The 23,382-nt window shown below is 70.4% G+C and carries 14 protein-coding genes and 1 pseudogene; 10 read left to right on the top strand and 5 right to left on the bottom strand.

Going from position 1 to position 23,382, the window contains the following annotated elements:
• The first annotated feature begins 52 nt into the window (after positions 1–52).
• Together ACIRJP_RS24860 and ACIRJP_RS24865 are read left to right on the top strand one after the other, a co-directional pair.
• Positions 53–1,951: an ABC transporter ATP-binding protein gene (locus ACIRJP_RS24860; RefSeq protein ID WP_404178072.1), complete on the top strand. Its 1,899-nt coding sequence runs from the start codon at positions 53–55 to the stop codon at positions 1,949–1,951.
• Positions 1,948–3,837 carry an ABC transporter ATP-binding protein gene (locus tag ACIRJP_RS24865; RefSeq protein WP_404178075.1) on the top strand — a complete coding sequence of 630 codons (1,890 nt, stop codon included), beginning with the start codon at positions 1,948–1,950 and terminating at the stop codon, positions 3,835–3,837. The genes ACIRJP_RS24860 and ACIRJP_RS24865 overlap by 4 nt, the downstream gene beginning before the upstream one ends.
• Positions 3,838–3,943: 106 nt before the next feature.
• Here ACIRJP_RS24865 and ACIRJP_RS24870 read toward each other — a convergent pair whose 3' ends face one another.
• Positions 3,944–4,225, bottom strand: coding sequence for a hypothetical protein (locus ACIRJP_RS24870; protein ID WP_404178078.1), 282 nt, complete (start codon positions 4,223–4,225; stop codon positions 3,944–3,946).
• Positions 4,226–4,325: 100 nt separating this feature from the next.
• Between ACIRJP_RS24870 and ACIRJP_RS24875 the strand changes: the two genes are divergently transcribed.
• A complete protein-coding gene (locus tag ACIRJP_RS24875) occupies positions 4,326–5,051 on the top strand; it encodes a hypothetical protein (protein ID WP_404178081.1) in 726 nt (241 codons plus the stop codon).
• Between the two features lie 209 nt (positions 5,052–5,260).
• A complete protein-coding gene (locus tag ACIRJP_RS24880) occupies positions 5,261–8,827 on the top strand; it encodes a CHAT domain-containing protein (protein WP_404178084.1) in 3,567 nt (1,188 codons plus the stop codon).
• Between the two features lie 73 nt (positions 8,828–8,900).
• Here the strand turns inward: ACIRJP_RS24880 and ACIRJP_RS24885 are convergent, their stop codons facing one another.
• On the bottom strand, positions 8,901–9,578 hold the full coding sequence (locus ACIRJP_RS24885) for a hypothetical protein (RefSeq protein WP_404178087.1): 678 nt from the start codon (positions 9,576–9,578) through the stop codon (positions 8,901–8,903).
• Positions 9,579–9,583: 5 nt separating this feature from the next.
• A complete protein-coding gene (locus ACIRJP_RS24890; RefSeq protein ID WP_404178090.1) occupies positions 9,584–9,778 on the bottom strand; it encodes a hypothetical protein in 195 nt (64 codons plus the stop codon).
• Between the two features lie 140 nt (positions 9,779–9,918).
• Here ACIRJP_RS24890 and ACIRJP_RS24895 point away from each other — a divergent pair.
• A pseudogene (locus ACIRJP_RS24895) lies at positions 9,919–10,248 on the top strand (ABC transporter ATP-binding protein); the annotation flags it as partial.
• 120 nt (positions 10,249–10,368) lie between these two features.
• Positions 10,369–11,397: an alcohol dehydrogenase gene (locus ACIRJP_RS24900; RefSeq protein WP_404178093.1), complete on the top strand. Its 1,029-nt coding sequence runs from the start codon at positions 10,369–10,371 to the stop codon at positions 11,395–11,397.
• 18 nt (positions 11,398–11,415) lie between these two features.
• On the opposite strand, the gene ACIRJP_RS24905 is transcribed toward ACIRJP_RS24900, so the two are convergent.
• Positions 11,416–12,978: an MFS transporter gene (locus ACIRJP_RS24905; protein WP_404178096.1), complete on the bottom strand. Its 1,563-nt coding sequence runs from the start codon at positions 12,976–12,978 to the stop codon at positions 11,416–11,418.
• A 137-nt stretch (positions 12,979–13,115) separates the two neighbouring features.
• Between ACIRJP_RS24905 and ACIRJP_RS24910 the strand changes: the two genes are divergently transcribed.
• Together ACIRJP_RS24910 and ACIRJP_RS24915 are read left to right on the top strand one after the other, a co-directional pair.
• Positions 13,116–14,030, top strand: coding sequence for a TetR/AcrR family transcriptional regulator C-terminal domain-containing protein (locus ACIRJP_RS24910; RefSeq protein ID WP_404178099.1), 915 nt, complete (start codon positions 13,116–13,118; stop codon positions 14,028–14,030).
• Positions 14,031–14,194: 164 nt separating this feature from the next.
• On the top strand, positions 14,195–16,228 hold the full coding sequence (locus ACIRJP_RS24915) for a M4 family metallopeptidase (protein WP_404178102.1): 2,034 nt from the start codon (positions 14,195–14,197) through the stop codon (positions 16,226–16,228).
• An 82-nt stretch (positions 16,229–16,310) separates the two neighbouring features.
• On the opposite strand, the gene glgP is transcribed toward ACIRJP_RS24915, so the two are convergent.
• Entirely contained in the window at positions 16,311–18,917 is a 2,607-nt protein-coding gene (gene glgP / locus ACIRJP_RS24920; protein ID WP_404178105.1) for an alpha-glucan family phosphorylase, read from the bottom strand.
• Between the two features lie 599 nt (positions 18,918–19,516).
• On the opposite strand from glgP, the gene ACIRJP_RS24925 reads away from it, so the two are divergent.
• Together ACIRJP_RS24925 and treS are read left to right on the top strand one after the other, a co-directional pair.
• Positions 19,517–21,556, top strand: a complete 2,040-nt coding sequence (locus ACIRJP_RS24925; RefSeq protein ID WP_404178108.1) for an alpha-1,4-glucan--maltose-1-phosphate maltosyltransferase — start codon at positions 19,517–19,519, stop codon at positions 21,554–21,556.
• Positions 21,553–23,259: a maltose alpha-D-glucosyltransferase gene (treS, locus tag ACIRJP_RS24930; RefSeq protein ID WP_404178111.1), complete on the top strand. Its 1,707-nt coding sequence runs from the start codon at positions 21,553–21,555 to the stop codon at positions 23,257–23,259. The genes ACIRJP_RS24925 and treS overlap by 4 nt, the downstream gene beginning before the upstream one ends.
• The last annotated feature ends 123 nt before the right edge of the window (positions 23,260–23,382 follow it).

The raw sequence follows: 23,382 nt of genomic DNA on the forward strand, positions 1-23,382 counted from the left end.
GGCCGGAAAACCACATGAGCGATGTCAGGGGTGAAACGTAATCTCGACTGTGATGCCCGAGGAACATGCAGAGCCCAAGGACCGGTCCACCGTTCAGTCCCTGTTGCGGTTGTGGCCCTATGTGAAGCCGGTACGCAAGCGGCTGTTCGGCGCCGCCCTGGTCGCGATCGTCGCGTCCAGCGTCGGCCTGGTGATCCCCCTCGTCCTGAAGTGGATGGTCGACGGCCCGGTGGCGGACCGCGACCCCGGCGGGGTCTGGCTCGGCGCGCTGTACCTGCTGCTGCTGGGCATCGCCGAGGCCGCACTGTTCGGGGTGCGGCGATGGATGGTTGCACGACCGCTGGCCGGGGTCGAGGCGGCGATGCGGGCCGATCTGTACCGGCATCTGCAACGGCTGCCGGTGGCGTTCCACGACCGCTGGCCGTCGGGGCAGTTGCTCTCGCGCGCGACCACGGACCTGATGCTGCTGCGTCAGTTCCTGGCCTTCCCGCTGACCTTCCTGCTGGTCAACGGTGCGACGATCCTGATCGGCATCGTCATTCTGCTGATGCAGCACTGGACACTGGGGCTGGTGCTGCTCGCTCCGGCGGTGCCCCTGATGGTCATCTGCCTGCTCTTCGAGACGAAGTTCTCACTGGTGGCGCGCCGGGCCCAGGACCAGGTCGGCGATCTGACGACGGTCGTCGAGGAGAGCGTGCTCGGCATCCGTATCATCAAGGGCTTCGGCCGGCACCGCAGCCAGGCCCTCGTCTTCCGTTCCCTCTCGGAGCGGCTGCGCACCACGGAGCTGGGCAAGGCCCGTCTGCTGGCGGGCATCTGGTCCGCCAACACCCTGCTCCCGGAGCTGTCCATCGGTGCGGCGCTGGTACTCGGCACGGTCCAGGTCGCGGACGGGAACCTCTCGGCGGGCACCCTGGTCGCCTTCCTCTCCACGGCGCTCGCGCTGCGCTGGCCGGTGGAGTCGATCGGCTTCCTGCTGGCGATGAGTCAGGAGTCGGCGACGGCGACCGAGCGGTTCTTCGAGGCGATGGACGTGGCCGAGGAGGCGGACGCGCCGGACGTGGCCGGGCGGGCCGACGCGGACGAACAGGCCGGCGTGGACGGGCGGATTCAGGGCCGCGAATCATCCCGGGGCGAAATGGTCTTCGAGGGCGTGGAGTTCCGCTACCCCGACGCGGAGCCCGGTTCCGTGCCCGTGCTGTCCCGGATCGATCTACGGATCCGGCCCGGCGAGACAATGGCCCTGGTCGGGGCCACGGGCTCCGGCAAGACGACGCTCACCGCCCTGGTGCCGCGGCTGCACGAGGCCACCGCGGGGCGGATCACACTGGACGGCACGGACATCGCCACCATGTCCCGGGAGCGCCTGCGCGAGCTGGTGTCGGTGGCGTTCGAGGAGCCGACGCTCTTCTCGGCGAGCATCGGGGAGAACGTGCTGATGGGTGCCGAGGGCGCCGGGGACGACGAGTTGCGCAGGGCACTGGCCATCGCCCAGGCCGGCTTCGCGCACGAGCTGCCCGAGGGCGTCGACACCCAGGTCGGCGAGCAGGGCCTCAGCCTCTCCGGCGGCCAGCGGCAACGGCTCGCGCTGGCCCGCGCGGTGGTCGGCCGGCCGCGCTTCCTGGTCCTGGACGACCCGCTCTCCGCGCTGGACGTGCACACGGAGGCGCTGGTGGAGGCCGCGCTGCGGGAGGTCCTGGCGGAGACGACGGCGATCGTGGTCGCGCACCGGCCGTCCACGGTGATGCTCGCGGACCGGGTCGCACTGCTCTCCGAGGGCCGGATCGCCGCCGTCGGCACCCATCAGGAACTGCTCCGCAGCAGCGCCGAGTACGCCTGGCTGATGTCGGGCACCGAGGGCGCCGGCGGTGCCGATGGCGCTGGTGGTGCCGATGGCGCCTTCCCCGACCAGTCCGCCGAGGACGTCCTCACCGAGAAGGGCACCCGATGACCAGTACGACGCCGGACACAGCCCCCGCCGACAACACAGCGGACGCAACGGACGCGACGGCCACGACGGACGCCACCGGCCCCCGTGCCGGGTCCCGTGACCGCTTCGACCGGGACGACCTGCCCACCCCGCCCGGCGCGACCGGGACACTGCTGCGGTCGCTGCTGCGGCCGATGAAGGCCCGGGTGGCGCTGATCGCGCTGCTGCTGCTGGTCCAGCAGGCCGCGCTCCAGGCGGGTCCGCTGCTCGTCGCCTACGCCATCGACAGCGGGGTGCCCGCGTTCCGGGAAGCGGACTACGGGCCGCTGATCGCGGTGGCCGTCGCCTACGCGCTGTGCTCGGCGGCGGGCGGGGCCACGCAGTACGCGTTCGTGCGGGTCTCCTCCCTGGTCAACCAGGACGCGCTGCTCGATCTGCGCGGGCGGATCTTCCGTCATGCGCAGGCGCTGAGCGTGGACTTCCACGAGCGCTACACCTCGGGCCGGCTGATCTCCCGTTCCACCACGGACGTGGAGTCGCTGCGGGAGCTGCTCAGCGAGGGGCTCCAGGAGCTGATCGCCGTCGTACTGTCCTTCGTCTCCATCTCGCTGATGCTGCTCTGGCTGGACTTCGGCCTGGGATCACTGGCCGTGCTCTCCTTCGTCCCGCTGTATCTGCTGGTGCGGCGCTTCCAGCGCCGGGCCGGACTGCTCTACGCCGAGCGGTCCTCGGCGATCGCCGCGGTCATCGTGAAGTTCGCGGAGACGATGAACGGCATCCGTCCCGTCCAGGCATTCCGCCGCGAGCCGGTCAACGACGGTCACTTCGAGGACCTCAACAACGCGCACCGGTGGACCAACGGCAGCGCGATGCTGGAGATGGGCCGCTATGTCGTCGGCTCCCGGCTGGTCGCCAACACGGCGATCGCCGGAATCGTGCTGTGGGGGGCGTACCGGGTGGCCTCGGGCACCCTGGCGCTCGGGGTGCTGGCCGCGGTCGTGCTCTATCTGCGCCGGCTGTACGACCCGATCGACCGGCTCGGCATGTTCCTCAACTCCTACCAGTCGGCCGCGGCCTCCCTGGAGAAGATCGCGGGCCTGCTGGCCCAGGCCCCGTCCGTCCCCGAGCCGTCGGACCCGCGCGAACTGCCGGCCCTCACCGGCGAACACCCGGGCCGCGAGGTCGTCTTCGACCAGGTGCGCTTCGCCTACCGCACGGGTGGCGAGGTGCTGCCTCGCTTCGATCTGACGGTCCCGGCCGGGCAGACCGTCGCCGTGGTCGGGTCGACGGGCGCGGGCAAGTCGACGCTGGCCAAGCTGCTGGCCCGGTTCTACGACCCGACGGACGGCCGGGTGCTGCTCGACGGCACGGATCTGCGCGACCTGGCCGTGCCGGAGCTGCGGCGCGGCGTGGTGATGGTGACCCAGGAGGCGTTCCTGTTCTCCGGGACGGTCGCCGAGAACATCGCGATCGGCAGCCCGGACGCGAGCCGCGCGGAGATCGAGCAGGCCGCGAAGGCGATCGGCGCGCACGATTTCATCACCGGTCTGCCCGACGGGTACGACACGGACGTACGCAAGCGGGGCGGCCGGATCTCGGCCGGTCAGCGCCAGCTGGTCGGCTTCGCCCGCGCCCTGCTCGCCGACCCGGCGGTGCTGATCCTCGACGAGGCGACCAGCTCCCTCGACATCCCCGGCGAACGGGCGGTGCAACGGGCCATGGACACGGTGCTGCACGGCCGCACCGCGGTGGTGATCGCCCACCGCCTGTCCACGGTGGAGATCGCGGACCGGGTCCTGGTGATGGAGCACGGCCGCATCGTGGAGGACGGCGCCCCCGCCGAACTCATCGCGGGCACGGGCCGCTTCGCGGGGCTGCACCGGGCGTGGCGGGAGAGCCTGTCGTGACGCGGCGAACTGCGACCGCACAGCTGACCGGGACGTAGAACGACTACGGAATCAGCAGGATGGACCTGGGCACACCCGGCACGGCGCACCAGCTCAGGCTCGGGCCTCAAGCGATCTCGTCATCGATGACGATCCTGAACACCTCCTCGACCAGCAGCTTCTCGTCGAGGCGATTTCCCTCGAAGAACGCCACACGCCGTTTGAGCCGGATTCCGCTGAACCGTTCCAGGATGCGCCTGGCCGCGTCGGCGAAGCCCTCCTCCGTCGTGGCGACCGTGCCCAGGGTGCCCTGCATCGGAGCGCCCGAGTGGGGGTCGAGGAGGTTACCCCACTCACCGCTCGCGTTCCGGACCTGGATGAGAAACGTGTAAGTCGCGTAGCCGGACATGGCAAACACCGTACGGTAACGTTGATTTGACATAGTGTCATTTCGGCCGAGAGCGAGGTGGTCCATGCCGGTGCCCGCTGCCGAGGCAGAAGCGATTTTCGTGATCTACATCGATGGCCGTGATCCGGATGTCGATGAAGTCGGCCGGATCATCGGTGAGTTCGGGCGGGCAACAGGGGTCTGTCTGGCGGGCAACCCCGTCGAACGGTGTCGCGGCGACGGCGACCTCGTCGAGGGTTACGGCACGTTCCTGGTCGACCTCTACGAACGCCAGGGCAAGCTCTCGCGCGGCGCGTCCGACCGCACGATCGTGCGTCGTCTCACGGTGGACGGCGTGGGGCGGGTGGTGGCGGCGGTGCTCACACGGGAGTTCAACGCGTGGGTCCGCGATCTGGTCCCGCGTCACCTGGAGCGAGTAACGGGGAGCGGAAATGCCGTGGCGCTGCGACCCGCGTTCTCCCGGCTGGGCGATGATTCGGCCCTGTCGTTCGTCGCGGGTGCGCGGGACGGGGAGACGCTCCAGTTCGGCGACCTCCAGATCACTGTGAGCCTGTTCCCGGAGACCGATCCTCGGCGCATCCGCGCGCTCATGCCCGGAGGCGAGTACACGCAACTGCTGGCCGAGCTGGGAATCCGGGAGCAGTTGGCGGCCGGGGCAAGCCCCGGGGCCCCGGACATCGCTCACTGGCTGCTCTGTGCGGACGGACAGGTCCGCGCCGTCCACCTCGGCTACTTCTTCCCGTCGGGCACGGGAAGAACCGGACTGCTCCCCTACGACGTGCTCTCGCCCACGGACCAGCAATCGCTCAAGCGATTCATCTTCTGACCTGTGCGGGAAGGGAAGACACGGTGGAGGAACCGGTGGGCCGACGACCGGACTGTCCGCATGCTCCGCATCCGTATTCCTGTGGTCCGCTCCATGAGGGACTGTGCGCACTCGCCCACCGCGGTGGCAGTTGCGAGGCGGTCCATCCCATCTGTCCACAGTGCGGGGCGCCGGCGCTGAACGTCGTCGTGCCCACGATCCTTGAGCGCATGCGGCGCGAGAATATCGCAACGGTCACGCTGCAATGCCAGACGTGCGACCGCGCCGAGTTCCGCTACAGGCTCGACCTGTTCTGCGACCGTTGCGACTGGCTGATTCCGCGCGTCAACGAGCGGTTCGCCGCGGCGCCCTCCGCGCTGTCCACACCTGCGGGCACCATCAGGGCCTGGGGCTCGCAGGCCCTGTCGATGCTCCGCAGTGCCGCGGAGTCCGGCGATCACGGCGCCCTCGACACCGCGATCGAACTGTTCGGCCGCATTGCGCGAGAGGCCCCCGAGGCCGACGCGATGCGCCTGTCCGCGCTGAGCAATCTCGGCATCGGGCTCCGCATGCGCGCCGAGCAGGACCGCGACGGCGAAGACGCGGACGCTGCGGTCCACGTGCTGCGCGAGGTACTGGACGCCGGTCCCCGCGATTCCCCGCACCGTCCACGCCACGCGACAAACCTGGGCAACGCGTTGCACACACGCGCCCTTCTCGACACCAGCCGCGCCGACGACCTGGACGAAGCTGTCGACGCGCACCGCGCGGCTGTCAAGGCAACCGGGGACGGTGACCGCAACCGGACCGGCCGCCTGGTCAACCTTGCCAGGACGCTGCGCAGTCGATACGACCGCATGAGGAGCCGGGACGATCTCGACGACGCGATCCGAACGTGGCACGAAGTGCTCCAGAGGTCGTTCGGCTTCCTCGGGATGGTCGATCCACAAGCACCGGGCTACGCATCCGAGTTCGCGGATGTCGTGCGCACTCGGCTTGAGGACTTCGCAGAGGACACTGACGTCGGACTCTCCGCAGTCGAGGCGATCATCGCGGGGCTGCCCCCGGGACCCGAGCGCCGGGACCTTCTCCTCGACTTCGGCAGCGTCCAGTTCGCGCGCTACAAGCACAGCGGCGACCGCGCCGCTGGGGAGAAGGCGACCGCTGTCCTACGACAGGCCGCCGACGAGGCGTCGACCGGCAGCCGCGAACGTGCGACCTACTTGAACGAGCTCGGTCTGCTCCTCGGGGAACGTCTGAGGGTCGAGAGCGTCGCCGACGCCATGGACGGCGCCGTCGACGCCCTGCGAGAGGCCGTCGCGCTCGTCCCGCTGGACGACCCACTGCGCCCGCAGTTCCTCTCCAACCTGGCAATCACGCTCAGGAGCCGGTTCGAGCACCGTGGCGACCCCTCGGATCTCGACTCCTCCATCCGCACACTGCGCGAGGCCGCCGACCTGATGCCCGAGCACGATCCCGACCGGACTCGTGTCGCGATGAACCTCGGAAACTCCCTGCTCACCCGGTTCGAGCAGCACTGGGACCGGGCCGACATCGACGAGGCGATCACGATGCTGCGTTCGGCCTCGGAGCTGTCCAGCGGCTCGCTGGAGAGCACACTGTCGGGGATCGGCAATCTCGCCCTCGCGCTGTCCCGGCGCTACGAACAGCTCGGGAACGGCACGGACCTCGACGAGGCCATCGCCGTGGCACGCGAAGCCGTGGAGCGGGCGCCGGCCGCGTATCCGGGCCGGATCGGCTACCTCGCGAATCTGGGCCACAGCCTGCTGCTGCGTTTCGAGAGAAACTTCAAGAAGAACAAGGACCGCCGCGACCTGGACTCAGCCATCGACGCGTGGCGGGTCGCCGCGGAAGCGACCCCCGAAGACCACTTGCACCACGCCCGGTACCTCTCAAGTCTCGGCAACGCGTTGCTGGTCAGGTTCGGTCTGTCCGGGGACCGGGCCGATATCGACCAGGCGGTGGATCTCGAAGCGCGTGCTGCCGGGAACACCCGGGTCGGCGGCAAGGAACGGGCGGCCTATCTGCTGAACCTCGGCAGCGCCCTGAGTGCTCGGCACGATCGCCTCGGACGTCCCGATGACGCCGACGCCGCACTTGAGGCGTGGAAAAGCTGCTGCGCCCTGGCTGCGATCCCGGCCTCCACCCGGATGATGGCAGGCCGGGAGTGGGGGCGGCTGGCGGCGGGGCTGGGCAGGTGGGACGAGGCGGTGCACGGCTACGCCATCGCAGTCGAGTCGCTGCCGCTCCTCGCCTGGCGGGGTCTCGGGCGCGACAGCCAGGAGCGCCTCCTGACGCAATGGCGCGGGCTGGCATCGGACGCGGCGGCGTGCGCAATCGCGGCGGGACTCCCCGAGCAGGCCGTCGAACTGCTCGACCTCGGCCGAGGCGTCCTGTGGTCGCAGCTCCTGGATCTGCGCACCGAGGTCGACACGCTGGCCGCGACCGATCCGCAGCTGGCGGCCGAAGTCGACTCCGTGCGCGCGGAATTGGACGGCGCATCCACCGGGCATCCCGTCTCAGCCACCTCTTCGTTCCCCAGGGCCGGTGAGAACGCGCCGGAGGCGGAAGCCGACCGACGTGTCCATCTCGCCCGCCGCTGGGAGGAGTTGGTCAACCGGGTCCGCACGCTGCCCGGCTTCCACGATTTCGCGTGCTCTCCCGGATTCGACCGGCTGCGGGACTCCGTCGAAGAGGGCGCCGTCGCAGTGGTCAACATCAGCCAGTGGCGCTGCGACGCACTGCTGCTCACCAAGGACGGCATCCGGGTCCGCGGCCTCGACGGCATCGACCGCGCCGAGGCCTGGCGTCGGGCCGACGCCTACATGGGCGTTCTGCAGCAGTCCCAACATCCCCGAGCCGATCCCGGCAGCGCGCAACACGCCCTGGAGCGGACCGTCACCGAGACGCTCACCTGGCTCTGGGACACCGTCGCCGAGCCCGTCCTCGACGCGCTGGGCCACATGACTCCCGCCGGAGGGCAGGCCTGGCCGCGGCTGTGGTGGTGTCCGACCGGCCCCCTGACCTTCCTGCCCCTGCACGCGGCGGGCCGCCACCGGCACAGCGGGCAGAGTGTCCTCGACCGCGTCGTCTCGTCCTACACGCCCACCCTCCGCGCCCTCGCCACGAGCCGTCGGCGTCCGGCCTCTGCATCGCCGGAGCCGGACCGGTGTCTGCTGATCGCGTTGCAGAACACTCCCGGACAGGCAGCACTGCCCGCGGTCGCGGCCGAAACGGCTTATCTCACACAGCGCCTGGGACGGGAGCGGGTCACCGCGCTCGTCGACACGGAGGCCACCAAGGCAAACATCCTCGGCGCGATGGCGGGACACACCTGGGTCCATGCGTCCTGTCACGGTGACCAGAACTTGACGGACCCGTCCTCCGGCGGCCTGGTTCCTCACGACTGGGAGCGCGCCGGACTTGTGCGAGTCCTCGACCTGACCACCGCGGGAGGTGCCTCGGGCGGCGAGCTGGCATTCCTGTCCGCGTGCAAGACGGCGACCGGTGGCGTGTTCAACCTCGACGAGAGCATCAACCTGGTTTCGGCGCTTCAATACGGAGGATGGCGCCACGTCATCGGCGCGCTCTGGTCGGTGGGCGACGCCTCGGCCGCAGAGATCATGTTCGCCACCTACGAACAGCTGCTCGGCGACGGGCGCGGCACCGCGCGCTCGGCCATCGCCCTGCACGAGGCGATCCGCGCCTACCGGGACAGGGCCGACCACCGGGAGCGCCCCAGCCGTTGGGCCTTCTTCGTCCATGTCGGCCCTTAGCGGTCGGCTCGGAAGTTCTTCGGGCTGTCACGATGGCTGGTCGCGCGGTGGGCTTGCGCTGCTGGACGGCTCCTCACGAAGCAGCGGAGAGGAAGACCACGGCGCCCAGCGCGGCGACCGCCCCACCGGCGAGCGAGTGCAGCCGCGCATTGCGCAGTTGTGCGCGAACCTGCCACGCGTGCGCGAGTTCCCAGAGCGATCTGAGACGGGCGTGGACGTTGGCCGCCGTCATCCGGGACTCGGTCAGCTTGCCGAGAAGGAGCGCGCGGCGCGGCCCGTCCGGCCCTTCGGACTCCAGCAGACGCTCGATGTTCCGCGCCACTGTCGAATGGAACTCCAAGGCCCTGTGGAGGTCGTTGGCGCTCGCGCCGAACGGGCCGTAGAAGGACTCCGGTTCACAGGCGATCCGGACGCGCAGGTCTGCCAGCAGCGGCGAGCAGTCCAGGGAACGCGGCGTCGTCAATGGCGGGATGAGCGCGTCGGCAGTCCGCCAGATGGCCCAGCCGATGCCGACGAGGCTGAGCAGCAGGCCCGCGTACGCGGTGACGGCCTGCCCCGGACCGTGGATCTTGCCGACAGCCGCGAGGGGACCGCCGCCGAGAAGGGCCGCACCGGTGACGGCGAGCGCGGCAAGGATCCACTTCGCGGTCGCCCGCATGTCGGCGACGGACTCAAGAGGAGAGGGCAGCGAAGACGCAAGGGAGCCGCCCTGGGTCTCGGTGGCACCCGTCTCCTCGGCGCCACCCACCACGGGCATCATCCCTCGGCCGGGTCCGACGGCCGGCGCGGCAGAGGGGGCGTCTGCCCCGTCCCGCCCTTGTAGATGGTCCCGAGGCCGGTGTCCTCGGGTGGTTCGTACGGTCCCCACGTCATACCGTCGAACACCTCCAGGATGCCCTCGCCGCTGAAGCGGACGGCTCCGGCTTCCGGATCGGATTCCAACTCGCCCATGCACGCCAAGCTACTCCACACGGCCAGTCGTGCACCACGTCGTCACGTCCCCGGCCGAGAGCCCGTCACGGGCCGCCCTCGCGTGAAGCGGGAGCACCAAGGCCCGACAGGACGATCGCCGCGGCAGGAGACAGGGGGCGCACCGGCCGGACGGCGCACGGGCGCAGCAGCTCGCCCTGGCGCGCGCGGTGCTGGCCGATCCGCACACGCTGATCCTCGACGAGGCCACCGCGCTCCTGGACCCGAGGACGGCCCGGCACACGGAGCGGGCGCTGGCTGCCGTGCTGGACGGCCGGACCGTCGTCACCGTCGCACACCGCCTGCAGACGGCTCACGACGCCGACCGGGTGGCGGTGATGGAGGACGGCCGGATCACCGAACTGGGCGCCCACGACGAGCTCGTGGCGGCCGGCGGCGCCTACGCCGCGCTCTGGCACTCCTGGCACGGCGAACGGCCGCCCTCCTCCTGAACCGGCGGGCGCGGCCGGAGAGGGGACCGCCCCCCGTCCGCCCCACCCGGCGCGCGCGAGCCGGCCGGAGCTGGTCTGCTGGTTCCGGGGGCCGTCCGTCCGTGACCCGGAGAGATCCAGATGAGTGTCTCCAGCACCTACCGAGCCGCGCAGGCCGCCGCGGGCGGCCCCTTCGAGATCGTCGAGCGCGCGGTGCCGCGGCCCGGCCCGGGGCAGGTCCGGGTGGCCGTGGACGCCTGCGGGGTCTGCCACAGCGATGCGCTGTTCGTGAGCGGCGCGCTGCCGGGCGTGCGGTTCCCGGTCGTACCCGGGCACGAGATCGCGGGCCGGATCGCGGAGTTCGGCGAGGGTACGCAGGGTGCCTGGCAGGTGGGCGACCGGGTGGCGGTGGGCTGGTTCGGCGGGAGTTGCGGCCACTGCACACCGTGCCGGCGGGGCGACTTCGTGGTCTGCGAGAACCTGAAGGTGCCCGGTTGGGCGTACGACGGTGGCTACGCCGAGAGCGTGGTCGTCCCGGCGGACGCCCTGGCCCGGATCCCCGACGCGCTGTCCGCCGTCGACGCGGCGCCGATGGCCTGTGCGGGTGTGACCACGTTCAACGGGCTGCGGCGCAGCGCCGCCCGGCCCGGGGACCTGGTCGCCGTGCTCGGTATCGGCGGCCTCGGACACCTGGGGGTGCAGTACGCGGCGGCGATGGGGTTCGAGACGGTGGCGATCGCCCGGGGCGCCGCCAAGGCCGACTTCGCGAAGGAGCTCGGCGCCCATCACTACGTCGACAGCACCGCGGGCACCGGCGTGGCGGACGCGCTGCAGGCCCTGGGCGGCGCCCGGGTCGTGCTGGCCACCGCCGCCAACTCCGCCGCCATCACAGCGACCGTGGAAGGACTCGCGCCGCGCGGCGAGCTGGTGGTCATCGGGGCCGACCCGGAGCCGCTGGGGATCAGCCCGAACCAGTTGCTGATGTCGGGCAAGGTCGTCCGGGGCCACCCGTCCGGCACCGCGCAGGACGTGCAGGACACCCTGGCGTTCAGCACCCTGCACGGGATCCGCCCGATGACCGAGACCGTGCCGCTGGACGGCGCGGAGGCCGCGTACCAGAAGATGATGTCCGGCGCGGCCCGCTTCCGGATGGTGCTCACCACCGGCTGAGGCCCGGTGGCCGGGGCCTCACCGCGGCGTACGGACGCCTCGGAGCAGGACGAAGGAGAGCACGGCGGCGCCGATCATCGTGGCGGCGGCACCGGCCGCGGCCATGTCCAGGCTGTGGGTGAAGGCCCTGGACGCCGAGGCGAGCACCGTCTCCCCCAGTCGGCCCGGCAGCTGCCGGGCCACCGCGACCGCGCCGCCCAGGGTCTCCCGCGCGGCATCGGGTACGGCGGCCGGCACCGTACCGCTCATGTCCCGGCCGTAGACGGCGGCGCCGACCGAGCCGAGCAGCGCCATCCCCAGGGCCCCGCCGAGCTCCTGCCCCGATTCGACGACGGCGGCGGCGGAGCCCGCGCGCTCGGGCGGTGCGGCGCCCAGGGCGAGTTCGTTGGCGAGGGTCATCGCGGAGACCAGCCCTCCCGCGTACACGGCGGACCCGGCGAGCGTCGTCCAGAGCGGTGAGTCCACGCCGGTCCGGGTGAGCCAGAGGAAGCCCGCGGCGGACACGAGGAACCCGCCGGCCATCACGTGACCGCGGTCGAACCGGCGGGCGAGCGAACCGCCCAACGGAGCGGCGACCAGGACGCCGAGCGAGGGCACCAGGCTCCACATCGCCGCCGCGAAGGGGCTCTTGCCCAGGACGGACTGCATGTACTGGGAGAAGAACGGGGCGAATCCGACCGTGGCCGCCATGGCCAGCAGGTTGACGGCGGCCGACCCGCCGAACGCGCGCCGGCGCAGAAGGGCGAGGTCGACCATCGGGTGGGCGAGCCGGGCCTGCCGGACCAGGAAGACGAAGCCCAGGGCGAGGCCCACGCCGATACCCAGGGCAGGCAGCGGCTGGTAGCCGTGCTTGGCGAGCTCCTTGATGCCGTGGATCAGCGGCAGCAGCGTGGCGAGCGAGAGCACCGCGCTCAGGATGTCGAACCGGCCCCGGGCGGGCGACTTGGACTCCGGCAGCAGCAGCGGTGCGAGGACGAGCAGCAGCGCCATCGCGGGCAGGTTGACGAGGAACACGGAGCCCCACCAGAAGTGTTCGAGCAGGGCCCCGCTGAGGACCGGGCCGATGGAGATGCCGGTGGCCAGCACGGTCGTCCAGACGGCGACCGCCCGTGCCCGCTGCCCCGGGTCGTGGAAGAGGTTGCGTACGAGCGCGAGGGTGGACGGCATCAGGCAGGCGCCGCCCACGCCGAGGAGGGCACGGGCCGCGATCAGCGCCCCGGGGGTCTGCGCGTAGGCGGCGGCGAGCGAGGCCGCCGCGAAGAGGACCGTGCCGGCGATCAGCACCTTGCGGCGGCCGACGCGGTCGCCGAGCGCCCCCATGGTGATGAGGAGTCCGGCGAGGACGAAGCCGTACATGTCCAGGATCCACAGCTGCTGGGTGGAGCCGGGTTCGAGGTCCGCGCCGATGGCCGGCAGGGCGTAGAACAGGATGGAGACGTCCATCGAGACGAAGAGCAGCGGCAGCATCAGCACGCCGAGCGCGGTCCATTCGCGGCGTGCGGCACGCGGGGCGGCGGGCTCCGGCGCGGCGGAGGCCGGGGCGGTCGGAGCCGGGGTCGGGGTGTTCGGTCCTGAAGTCATGGCGGGAGCAGAGCAGTTGCTCCGCGTACACCGCAAACACTGCCGTAGTGCACCTGACGAGCGGCCCCGAAATCCCCGCCCGGTTACCTGGGTTGAACGGGCGTACGCCGTTCCGGGTGCACTAGTACAGTGCACCCGTGCCGACCGAACCGCCCTACCTCAGGATCGCCGGTGGACTGCGCCACCGGATCGCCTCCGGTGAGCTCGCCCCGGGCGACCGGCTGCCCTCCACGCGCGCGATCGTGCGGGAGTGGGGGGTCGCCATGGCGACCGCCACCAAGGCGCTGTCGGTGCTGCGCGGCGAGGGTCTGGTGCGGGCGGTGCCGGGGGTCGGCACGGTCGTCGCCGAGCGGCCCGTGCCGGGTCCCGGCGACGCGGGCGACGGGCCCGCCCTGAGCCGTGGACGCATCGTGCGTACCGCCATCGAACTGGCCGACGCCGAAGGGCTGCCCGCGGTGTCGATGCGCCGGGTCGCGACCATCCTGTCCACCTCCACCATGGCGCTGTACCGGCATGTGCCGGGCAAGGCGGAGCTGGTCCGGCTGATGTCGGACGAGGCGTTCGGGGAACGCCCGCTGGGCGTGGTGCCCCACGGCTGGCGCCCCGGGCTGGAACTCGCCGCCCGGTGGCTCCGGTCGGTGTACGGGCGCCATCCGTGGCTGGCCCAGGCCGTGGCCTCCTTCACCCGGCCGACGGCTTCCCCGCACATGATGCGGTACACGGAGTGGGTGCTGCGCGCCCTCGCCGGCACCGGACTTCCGCCGTACACGAAGCTGCACATCCACCTCACGCTCTTCGCCCATGTGCAGGGGCTGGCGATGGCCGGCGAGCTGGAATCGCAGGCCCTTCAGGACACCGGGCTCTCCGTGGAGGAGTGGATGGAAAGGAATGAGCCACATTTCAACGCCATCTCGGCCAGTGGCGACTACCCGTTTCTCAACTCGTTGTTCGAACACGAGGAGTTCGAACTCGACCTCGGAGTTCTCTTCGAATTCGGGCTGCGGAGGACGCTGGACGGCATCGCGGTGATGATCGGCGAAACGTCCGCTTAACGAACATGACCTTTCCGGCAACGAACGACTTCCGGCCAACTTATTGACGCGGTCCTGACAGGAACGGCCTCCGGCTGACACTCTTCACCCCGTTCTGCGCACTTCTCGCTCACCCCGGACGGCTCACCTAGCCGCCGGTACCCCCCTCCGCAGAAGGAGTCCGCGTGAGATCCACGCCCAGCCGTCGTGCCACCGCGACCGGCGCTCTGATAGCCGCAGCAGCCCTCATCGCAGTCGGAGTCCAGACCGGTACGGCCACTGCCACCCCCGGCAGCACGACCTCGGCGGTACCGGCGTCCGCCGGCGCCAACCAGGGTTCCCTCGCCAAGCAGCTCTCCCCGTCCCAGCGCGCCGAGCTGATCCGCAAGGCGGACGCGAACAAGGCGGACACGGCCAAGGACCTCGGTCTCGGCTCGCAGGAGAAGCTCGTCGTCAAGGACATCGTCCAGGACAACGACGGCACCACGCACACGCGTTATGAGCGCACCTTCGCCGGCCTCCCCGTGCTCGGCGGCGACCTGGTCGTCAAGGAGTCCAAGGCCGGAGCGACCCAGGCCGTCACCAAGGCCTCCAAGGTGACCAGCGGTCAGCTGAAGGCCGTGGACCTGAAGGCGGACGTCGCGCCCGCCAAGGCTCAGAAGCAGGCGCTCGGCCTCGCCAAGGCCGACGGCGCCAAGAAGGCCGAGGCCGACCGGGCGCCCCGCAAGGTGGTCTGGATGGCGCAGGGCAAGCCGCAGCTCGCCTACGAGACCGTCGTCGGCGGCCTCCAGCAGGACGGCACCCCCAACGAGCTGCACGTCATCACGGACGCGGCCACCGGCGCGAAGCTGTACGAGTGGCAGGGTGTCGAGAACGGCACCGGCAACACCCAGTACAACGGCCAGGTCACCCTCGGCACCGCCCCGTCGTACACGCTGACCGACACGGGCCGCGGCAACCACAAGACCTACAACCTGAACCACGGGTCGTCCGGCACCGGGACGCTGTTCACCAACACCACCGACGTGTGGGGCAACGGCAATCCGTCGAACGCCGAGACGGCCGCCGCGGACGCCCACTACGGCGCGGCCGAGACCTGGGACTACTACAAGAACGTGCACGGCCGCACCGGTATCCGCGGTGACGGTGTCGGCGCGTACTCCCGCGTCCACTACGGCAACGCCTACGTCAACGCCTTCTGGCAGGACAGCTGCTTCTGCATGACGTACGGCGACGGCGAGGGCAACCTCAAGCCGCTGACCTCGCTCGACGTGGCCGCGCACGAGATGTCGCACGGTGTCACCGCCGCCACCGCCAACCTGGTCTACAGCGGCGAGTCCGGTGGCCTCAACGAGGCGACCAGCGACATCTTCGCCGCGGGCGTGGAGTTCTACTCCAACACCACCGCGGACCCGGGCGACTACCTCGTCGGCGAGAAGATCGACATCAACGGCGACGGCACTCCGCTGCGCTACATGGACAAGCCGAGCAAGGACGGCGCGTCCAAGGACGCGTGGTACTCGGGCATCGGCAACATCGACGTCCACTACTCCTCGGGCCCGGCGAACCACTTCTTCTACCTGCTCTCCGAGGGCAGCGGCGCCAAGGTCGTCAACGGGGTCTCCTACGACTCCCCGACCTCCGACGGCCTGCCGGTGACCGGCATCGGCCGCGCCAAGGCCGAGCAGATCTGGTTCAAGGCGCTCTCCACCAAGTTCACCTCCACCACCAACTACGCGGCGGCCCGCACCGGCACCCTCGCCGTGGCCGGTGAGCTGTACGGCACGACCAGCGCCGAGTACAAGGCGGTCGGCGACGCCTGGGCGGCCATCAACGTCGGCACCCGTGACGGCGGCAACCCGGACCCGGGCGGCAAGGTCTTCGAGAGCAAGACCACGGTCGCCATCCCGGACCGCGGTGCGGCCGTCACCAGCTCGGTCAACGTCACCGGTGTCACCGGCAACGCCCCCAGCACCCTCAAGGTCGGCGTGGACATCACCCACACCTACCGCGGTGACCTGGTCATCGACCTCGTCGCCCCGGACGGCACGGCCTACCGGCTGAAGAACTCCTCGGCCTCCGACTCCGCGGACAACGTCCAGACCACGTACACGGTCAACGCGTCGTCCGAGGTCGCCAACGGCACCTGGAAGCTCAAGGTCCAGGACGTCTACTCGGGTGACACGGGCAAGATCAACAGCTTCAAGCTCACCTTCTGAACCACTCACCGGTCATGCCCCGGTGACCCCCGCCCGGCAGGAGCTCACGCCCCTGCCGGGCGGTTCCATGTCCGGCAGGCCCTCAGCGCATCAGCACGCCCGCCCCGTCCCCCGCCGCCTCCGCGGGCAGCGCCACCAGGCCGAGTTCCGCCCCGGTCGCCAGCAGCGGATGGGCCGGCAGCACCCGCACCGTGTAGCCGTACGGACCCGTGCGGTCGAGGGCGAGCGGCCCCTCGTAGAGCCAGCGGCCCTCCAGGTCCTGGCCCCCGGCCGGTTTCAGCGGGAAGAGGCGGCCGTCCGAGATCCCGTCGGCGGCGTCCACCCGGCCTGCCACCGCCTGCACCTCCACGTCGTTCGGCTCCAGCACCCCGAGGGAGACCCTGACCCGGAGCAGCAGCGTCGAGCCCAGCTCGGCCGAGCCGTCCGCCGCGGTGGGCGCCACGGCCTCCACGTGGTCGACGGCCACCCGGGGCCAGGCGGCACGGACCCGGGCCTTCCAGTCGGCGAGCCGGCGCGCCGTCGGCGGGTCCAGCGCACGCCGGTCGTGCGCGGCGGGCGCGTACAGCCGCTCCACGTACTCGCAGACCATCCGGTCGGCCAGCAACTTGGGACCGAGGGTGCCCAGCGTGCGGCGGACCATCTCGATCCAGCGCCCCGGAAGGGCCTGATCGCCGCCCCGGTCGTAGAAGCGCGGCGCGACCCGGTCCTCGATCAGCTCGTAGAGGGCGGCCGCCTCCAGATCGTCCCGGCGGTCCTCGTCCAGGGCCAGACCGTCGGCGGTCGGGATCGCCCAGCCGAAGTCCGGCTCGAACCACTCGTCCCACCAGCCGTCGAGCACCGAGAGGTTGAGGCAGCCGTTGAGCGCCGCCTTCATCCCGCTCGTACCGCAGGCTTCCAGCGGGCGCAGCGGGTTGTTCAGCCATACGTCGCAGCCCGGGTAGAGCTTTCGCGCCATGGCCATCCCGTAGTCCGGCAGGAACACGATGCGGTGGCGCACCCGGGGGTCGTCGGAGAACCGCACCAGCTCCTGCACCAGCCGCTTCCCGCCGTCGTCGGCGGGGTGCGCCTTGCCGGCGACGACGATCTGGATCGGGCGGTCCGGGTGGAGCAGCAGCTCCCGCAGCCGGTCGCGGTCGCGCAGCATCAGCGTGAGCCGCTTGTACGAGGGGACACGCCGGGCGAAGCCGATGGTCAGCACGTCCGGGTCCAGCACGGAGTCGATCCAGCCGAGCTCGGCCGGCTCCGCGCCCCGGGCCCGCCAGGAGGCGTGGAGCCGTTCGCGGACCTCGGTGACCAGCTGTCCGCGCAGCGACCGCCGAAGCTCCCACAGTTCGCGGTCGGGGACCTCGGCGTCGGAGTCCCAGCGGCCGGGTGTGCCGCCGAAGCGGTCGCGCAGGCGGAAGACCTCGGGCGCGACCCAGGTGGGTGCGTGGACCCCGTTGGTCACCGAGGTGATCGGCACCTCGGCCGGGTCGAAGCCCGGCCACAGCCCGGCGAACATCTCCCGGCTGACCGAACCGTGGAGGGTCGAGACGCCGTTGGCCCGCTGGGCGAGCCGGAGTCCCATCACCGCCATGTTGAACAGGCCCGGCTCACCGCCGGGGTAGGTCTCCGTGCCCAGCTGCAGGATGCGTTCGGCGGACACGCCCGGGAGCTCGCCGTCGTCGCCGAAGTGCCGGGCGACCAGTTCGCGGTCGAACCGGTCGATCCCGGCAGGCACGGGTGTGTGGGTGGTGAAGACGGTGCCGGCCCGGACGGCCTCCATCGCGGAGTCGAAGTCCAGTCCGCTGCCGGAGAGTTCCCGGATGCGTTCGAGGCCGAGGAAGCCGGCGTGCCCCTCGTTGGTGTGGAACACCTCGGGTTCCGGGTGTCCGGTGAGGCGGCAGTAGGTGCGCACGGCCCGTACGCCGCCGATGCCGAGGAGCATCTCCTGGAGCAGCCGGTGCTCGCTGCCGCCGCCGTACAGCCGGTCGGTCACCTCGCGTTCGCCCGGCGCGTTCTCCTCCACGTCGGAGTCCAGCATCAGCAGCGGTACGCGGCCGACCCGGGCCTGCCAGATGTGGGCGTGCAGCGAACGGCCGCCGGGCAGGGCCAGCACCACCCGGCTCGGGGTGCCGTCGGCCTCGCGCAGCAGGGTGACCGGGAGCTCGTTGGGATCGAGTACCGGATAGTGCTCCTGCTGCCAGCCGTCGCGCGACAGGCTCTGGCGGAAGTAGCCGTGCCGGTAGAGCAGGCCGACCCCGACGAGGGGGACGCCGAGGTCGCTGGCGGCCTTGAGGTGATCGCCGGCGAGGATGCCGAGTCCGCCGGAGTACTGAGGCAGCGCCGCGGTCACCCCGAACTCGGGTGAGAAGTAGGCGACGGCGGCCGGGAGTTCCGCGCCCAGCCCCAGTTGTTCCTGGTACCACCTGGGACCTTCCAGGTAGTCCCGGAGGTCCTGGGACGCCTCGGTCAGCCGGTGCAGGAACTGCTCGTCCCGGGCCAGCTCGGCGAGGCGCCCCGCGGACACGGCGCCGAGCAGCCGCACGGGGTCGCGCTCCGCCGCCTCCCGGATCTCCGGGTCGACGGCCTGGAACAGCTCACGGGTCTCGGTGTGCCAGGACCAGCGCAGATTGCGGGCGAGGTCGCTGAGCGGTTGAAGGGGATCGGAGAGGACTGGACGCACGGTGAATCGACGAATGGCCTTCACGTGTTCCACCTTCGCAGGGGTCGTACGGATCCGAGGGGACGTACTCCGGTGCGTCCCCCACGCCCGTTCCGGCACATCGGCCACACAGGTAATGGCCGATTCCGTTCCCCCGTTCGGTCTTGTGGCACTCCGCACCAGAAGGAAAGCTGCCCAGTGGCGTCCAAAGGGGCATCTGCGGGCCCGTGAACGCGGGTCGGTGCCCGGTGCGAAAAGGTCGTCAGAGAAACGCCCGAGTATTTGACAAACCACCGGATTGGCCCACCTGGAATCGCGGGAAGGCTTCTCCGGGAGGTCGCCCGGATGCGCACCGGGTGCCATATGAACGATGCCCGGACGCAGCACGAATGCGAGGCATCCACGAGCCGGTTTCCATCCGGTTCACATCCACGAAACATACCCGTGCCCCGGCCATTCGACTGCCATTCGAGTGAATGCCGACAGGAGCGGCCATGCCCACACCCCGTCAGCCGTCAACGGAGCAGCTAGAAAGGACGGAACCCATCGGTCGCGGTGCGCGGATTTCGCCCTCCGCCGCTGTGCCGCGACCCGCTCGGCCCCGGTCCCAGTCCCAGCCCCAGCCCCAGTCCCCAGGTGATTCCATGATCGGTCGCATTCCCGTTCTCGACGTCCGTCCCCTCGTCGACTGCGGCAGAAGACCCGCCAAGGCCGTTGCCGGTGAGACCTTCCAGGTCACCGCGACCGTCTTCCGCGAGGGCCATGACGCTGTCGCCGCCAATGTGGTCCTGGTGGACCCGGGCGGGCGTCCCGGCCCCTGGACGCCGATGCGAGAGCTGGCCCCCGGCACCGACCGCTGGGGCGCCGATGTCACCCCGGACTCGGAGGGCCGCTGGACGTATACGGTCGAGGCCTGGAGCGATCCGGTGGCCACCTGGCGACAGCAGGCCGGGATCAAGATTCCGGCCGGGATCGACACCGCGCTCGTCCTGGCGGAGGGTGCCGAGCTGTACGAACGGGCCGCCGAGGGCGTACCGAAACGGGACGGGCGCGAGGCGGTACTGGCCGCCGTGGACGCGCTGCGCGACGAATCCCGTCCGGCCGCCGCCCGGCTGGCCGCGGCGCTCGTCCCCGAGGCGCGGGACGCGCTCGCCCGCCATCCGCTGCGCGAACTGGTCAGCGAGTCCCCTCCGCTGCCGCTGATGGTGGAGCGCCGGCGGGCTCTGTTCGGCTCCTGGTACGAGCTGTTCCCCCGCTCGGAGGGCGCCAGGGTGGAGCGGACCGGCCCGGCCACGAAGCGGAGAAGCAGGACGGCAAAGGCGGCGAAGGTCCCGACGAGGATCGTCAGCGGCACCTTCCGCACCGCCGCCGAACGGCTGCCCGCGGTCGCCGCGATGGGGTTCGACGTGGTCTATCTGCCGCCCGTCCACCCGATCGGGACCACCCACCGCAAGGGCCCCAACAACTCGCTGTCCGCCGCACCGCACGACGTGGGGGTGCCATGGGCGATCGGCTCGGCCGAGGGCGGTCACGACGCCGTCCATCCCGATCTCGGCACGCTCGAGGACTTCGATCATTTCGTGGCGACCGCCCATGACCTTCGCATGGAGATCGCCCTCGATTTCGCGCTCCAGTGCTCTCCCGACCACCCCTGGGTGGAGAAGCATCCGGAGTGGTTCCACCACCGCGCGGACGGCACGATCGCTCATGCCGAGAATCCGCCGAAGAAATACCAGGACATCTATCCGATCGCCTTCGACAAGGATCTGGGCGGACTGGTCGCGGAGAGCGTGCGCATTCTGCGGTTCTGGATGGATCACGGCGTACGGATCTTCCGCGTCGACAATCCGCACACCAAGCCGGTGATCTTCTGGGAGAAGGTGATCGCGGACATCAACCGGACAGATCCCGATGTGATCTTCCTGGCCGAGGCATTCACCCGGCCCGCGATGATGAAGACGCTCGCGACCATCGGATTCCAGCAGTCCTACACGTATTTCACCTGGCGCAACACCCGGCAGGAAATCACCGAATACGTCATGGAGTTGTCGGGCGAGACCGCTTCCTGCATGCGGCCCAACTTCTTCGTGAACACCCCGGACATCCTGTCCGGCTATCTCCAGGACGGAGGCCGCCCGGCCTTCGAGGCGCGGGCCGTACTCGCCGCGACGCTCTCCCCCTCCTGGGGTGTGTACGCGGGCTACGAGCTGTGCGAGAACACCCCGGCCGGGCCCGGCAGTGAGGAGTACCTCGACTCGGAGAAGTACGAGATCCGCCCCAGGGACTGGGAGGCGGCGGAGCGCGAGGGCCGTTCGCTGGCCCCGCTCATCACCACGCTCAACCGCGTCAGACGCCGCAACCCGGCGCTGCAGCAACTGCGCGACGTGCACTTCCACTCCACCGACAACGACGCGTTGATCGCGTACAGCAAGCGTTCGGGTTCGAACACCGTTCTGGTGGTCGTCAACCTCGACCCGCACCACACCCACGAGGCCACGGTCTCGTTGGACATGCCGCGACTCGGCCTCGACCGGCATGATCGCGTGCCGGTGCGCGACGAGCTCACCGGCGACACCTACCACTGGGGCAGGACCTTCTACGTGCGCCTAGAGCCGGGCGTCACGCCCGCGCACGTCGTCGTCCTGCGACCGTCCCCGTCGACCGGAGGGTCACCCACACCATGATCGTCAATGAGCCTGTCCACGACACGTTCGAGGACACCCCGGCCAAGGACCGCGATCCCGACTGGTTCAAGCGCGCCGTCTTCTACGAAGTCCTCGTCAGGTCCTTCCAGGACTCCAACGGCGACGGCATCGGCGACCTCAAGGGCATCACCGCCAAACTGGACTATCTCCAGTGGCTGGGCGTCGACTGCCTCTGGCTGCCCCCGTTCTTCAAGTCGCCGCTGCGCGACGGCGGCTACGACGTCTCCGACTACACCGCCGTGCTCCCGGAGTTCGGCGACCTGGCCGACTTCGTGGAGTTCGTCGACGCCGCGCACCAGCGCGGTATGCGCGTGATCATCGACTTCGTCATGAACCACACGAGCGATCAGCACGACTGGTTCCAGCAGTCCCGCACCGACCCCGACGGGCCGTACGGCGACTACTACGTCTGGGCCGACGACGACAAGCAGTTCCCGGACGCCCGGATCATCTTCGTCGACACCGAGACGTCCAACTGGACCTTCGACCCGGTGCGCAAGCAGTACTACTGGCACCGGTTCTTCTCCCACCAGCCCGATCTCAACTACGAGAACCCGGCGGTGCAGGAGGAGATCATCTCCGCGCTCCGCTTCTGGCTGGACCTCGGCATCGACGGCTTCCGGGTGGACGCCGTGCCGTACCTCTACCAGCGTGAGGGCACCAACTGCGAAAACCTCCCGGAGACCCACGACTTCCTCAAGCGGGTCCGCAAGGAGATCGACGCGCACTACCCGGACACCGTGCTGCTCGCCGAGGCCAACCAGTGGCCGGAGGACGTCGTCGACTACTTCGGCGAGTACCAGGCCGGCGGCGACGAGTGCCACATGGCGTTCCACTTCCCCGTGATGCCCCGGATCTTCATGGCGGTACGGCGCGAGAGCCGCTACCCGGTCTCCGAGATCCTGGCGAAGACACCGGCGATCCCGAAGAACTGCCAGTGGGGCATCTTCCTGCGCAACCACGACGAGCTCACCCTCGAAATGGTCACGGACGAAGAACGCGACTACATGTACGCGGAGTACGCCAAGGACCCGCGGATGCGGGCCAACATCGGCATCCGGCGGCGGCTGGCACCGCTGCTGGACAACGACCGCAACCAGATCGAGCTGTTCACCGCGCTGCTGCTGTCACTGCCCGGCTCCCCGATCCTCTACTACGGGGACGAGATCGGGATGGGCGACAACATCTGGCTCGGCGACCGGGACGCCGTGCGCACCCCGATGCAGTGGACGCCCGACCGCAACGCCGGGTTCTCCTCCAGCGACCCCGGACGGCTCTACCTCCCCACGATCATGGATCCCGTCTACGGCTACCAGGTCACCAACGTCGAGGCTTCGATGGCCTCCCCGTCGTCGCTGCTGCACTGGACGCGGCGGATGATCGAGATCCGCAAGCAGAATCCCGCCTTCGGCCTCGGCTCGTACAACGAACTGCCGTCGTCGAACCCGGCCGTGCTCGCCTTCACCCGTGAGCACGGGGACGATCTCGTGCTGTGCGTCCACAACTTCTCGCGGTTCGCGCAGCCGACGGAGCTCGATCTGCGGTCGTTCGAGGGGCGTCATCCGGTGGAGCTGATCGGCGGGGTGCGCTTCCCCGCCGTCGGCAAGTGGCCCTACCTGCTGACTCTGGCCGGACACGGTTTCTACTGGTTCCGGCTGCGCAAGGACGCTCCGCCGAGCTGACCCGAAAGCACCTCCCACCACCGACCGCGGGGCGGTTTCCGCCGCCCCGCACGGGGCGCCCTCCCCCACACCGCACACGTACGGCCCTTTCCGGGCCCCATCTGGCGTTTTGGTCCCATCGAG

Origin of the sequence: Streptomyces sp. NPDC102437 (assembly GCF_044765565.1) — a bacterium.
Taxonomy (GTDB): Bacteria; Actinomycetota; Actinomycetes; order Streptomycetales; family Streptomycetaceae; genus Streptomyces.